General features: G+C 43.6%; 3 protein-coding genes. All 3 read right to left on the reverse strand.

What is annotated here, in order from left to right:
• Positions 1-91 precede the first annotated feature (91 nt).
• A complete protein-coding gene (locus tag ABYB02_RS16500; protein WP_372763460.1) occupies positions 92-1,573 on the reverse strand; it encodes an IS66 family transposase in 1,482 nt (493 codons plus the stop codon).
• An 80-nt stretch (positions 1,574-1,653) separates the two neighbouring features.
• Positions 1,654-2,004 carry an IS66 family insertion sequence element accessory protein TnpB gene (tnpB, locus tag ABYB02_RS16505; protein ID WP_010554756.1) on the reverse strand — a complete coding sequence of 117 codons (351 nt, stop codon included), beginning with the start codon at positions 2,002-2,004 and terminating at the stop codon, positions 1,654-1,656.
• Complete coding sequence (locus ABYB02_RS16510) at positions 2,001-2,342, reverse strand: hypothetical protein (protein ID WP_008467385.1); 342 nt, start codon at positions 2,340-2,342, stop codon at positions 2,001-2,003. Before ABYB02_RS16510 ends, tnpB begins: the two co-directional genes overlap by 4 nt.
• Positions 2,343-2,623: the final 281 nt, after the last annotated feature.

A 2,623-nucleotide genomic window follows, 5' to 3' on the forward strand; every position in this document is an offset into this window, starting at 1 on the left:
GATTCTTGTCGTCAACGGTTTAAGCATTGTGATACTAGATCACTTTAGACTTCTAAAACCTCTTACAAGGTGAGCGTCTAGCGAACTACACCTATGTTTTAAAATTCCAGGGTAACAAGCTGTCGATATCGGGCTCAGGCTGGCACAGTTCATCAAGGCAAGCACAGATGTAATTAAATGGGATTAGACCATTTATCTTGGCGGTTTCCACAATGCTGTAAAGGGAGGCACTAGCATGGGCACCGTTAGCCGTTTGGCTAAATAACCAATTCTTTCGGCCTATCACAAACGGTTTTACCGCGCGTTCTGCTCTATTATTATCGATGCTAAGTCGGCCATCATCAACATAGCGTATGAGCTTGTGCCATTGATTTGCCAGGTAATTAGCTGCCTCTATCAGTTTGCTGTTCCCCACTAAATTTGGCTGATCCTGCTCAAGCCATATTTTTAGCTTGCTAAGAATAGGCAGGCTAACCTCTTGTCTTGCCGTATATTTGTCATCCACACTTTTATCTTTGATGCGTGACTCAACGCCGTACAGTTTTTGGATAAGGCTCAATACCACATCCACTTTGCCGGTTTTGTTTTTACCTTGTAGCTTTTTCGCGTCGATAAATTTACGACGAGCATGCGCCCAGCAGCCGATTAAGGTTGCCTCTGTTCTGGCATAGGCTTGATAGCCATCCACGTGCAAGTACCCTTGATATCCATCAAGATAATTGACCACGCAGGCGGCCGCGCGACTATTGTGGAAGTCGTAAAGTACGATATTAGGGATGGGATTATTCGGGTCTGGTGAATCTCGACCCGAGCAATACACCCACATGTAACTGTTTACTTTGTCCGATTTCACCACCTTTAATGGCGTTTCATCGGCAAACAGCGTGGGTTGCCTTAACAGCTCGGCTTTAAGCCGTTCAACTAATGGCGCGAAGAGTGTGGCTGATTTGTCTATCCAGCTGCTCATGGTCTGTCGACTGAGTTCAATACCGTATTGCTTAAACATCGCTTCCTGGCGATACAGCGGTAACCCGTATTGGTATTTACTGGTGATAAGCTGACTGAGCAAACTGCTGGTTGCAATGCCTTTGTTGATGGGCATGGCAGGCATTGAGGCTTGTTTAATCTGTGTCTGAGTTGAGGATTTATCACAGTGACGGCAGGCGTATTTAGGCCTAATATGCTCAATCACTTTGATTTTAGCGGGTATGAACTCAAGCTTTTCTGACTTATCTTCACCCATTTTATGTAGCTCACCGCCACAGCAATCACAGGTTTTGTCGATGATGTCGTGAATAACTTGCTCACGAGGTAAGTCTTTTGGCAGTGGCTTACGCACCGGCTTTTTACGGGTATAGCTAATGGATTGTTGCTCTGCCTCAACTTCCTCAACAATTTCTTCCACTTCATTGAATAACTCGCCTTGCCCGGCAAAGCCTTCAGCACTTTTGCCGAATTGTTTTTGTTGGGCCAAGTTCCAGCGCTCTTCCAATGCCGCAATCTGGGCATCCTTCTGCGCTAACAGTTTTTCAAGTTCAGCAATGCGCTGTTTAAGGGCGAGTTCATTTTTCATGACGCCTATTTTAAGGCATCATCAAAGGCTTTGCAGTGCTAACTGAACTCACTTTGATGATCATCAATCGATCGCAAATATTAAAGCATTTGCTTACCTGCGACATCAATTTTACTGTGTCCAATCACATCATAACCCGATAATAACCAGTGTAATTGCTGCTCGCTTAAGGTCATGGTGGGTGACATGAGTTTGGGCCATTTGAACTTATGCTTATCTAATCGCTTATACCACAGTGCAAAACCGGTGTTATCCCAGTAAAGCAGTTTGAGTTTGTCACGGCCTTTATTACAAAACACAAATAGCGCACCACTGAGCACGGGTAGTTCAAGCTCTGCTTCCACCAACGCCGCCAGACCATTAATTGATTTTCGAAAATCAACGGCATCGGCACATAAATAGACGGTGGGTACATCAACGAACATCCTCATACCGTTAGCCCTTTAATAATGGCAACGATATCGGCCGTCGCTAAATCGATAGGAAACGTGAGTTGGCCGGTTAGCGTATCAAACTGCAGCGTATTTTGACGAGTTTGCGCGCAGACTTCAGTAGTTTGTTTTACCTGGACAAAACGTGATGATGTAAGGCACTGCGTGTGCACTGGCAAGGTGGAATTAGGCTGGTCTTTTGCCAGTAAAGCACGTTGTTTATAATAAGTCGTAATAGCGACATTATGGTGTTGGCAGAATTCAATATTAGTACCACTAAACGTACTGCGTTTCAGCAAAAGCTGCTGCCACTGTGCGCTTGTTCTGTAAGTTTTCATCACCTGCTCCGAATTTATCATTGAGCAGGTATTTTTAGATAATCAGAACATCGATGCTAGGTGTGGTTCGCTAGACGCTTACAGTTTAAATACCTTTTTGATGTTTAGTATAGGATATAAGGAATGCATGAATTTTTAAAAACAGACCAATTAGGGCATATAATAAACCAAGTTAATGATGAAATTTCTATGCTTAAGAATGCTCTGAATGAACCAATAAATAAGAATGTTGAAAGCAATGTACTTGCAGATATTTTAGATCGAGCGGCACTAGAAGAAGA

It is taken from the genome of Pseudoalteromonas sp. (assembly GCF_041613455.1).
In the GTDB taxonomy this organism is placed as follows: Bacteria; Pseudomonadota; Gammaproteobacteria; order Enterobacterales; family Alteromonadaceae; genus Pseudoalteromonas.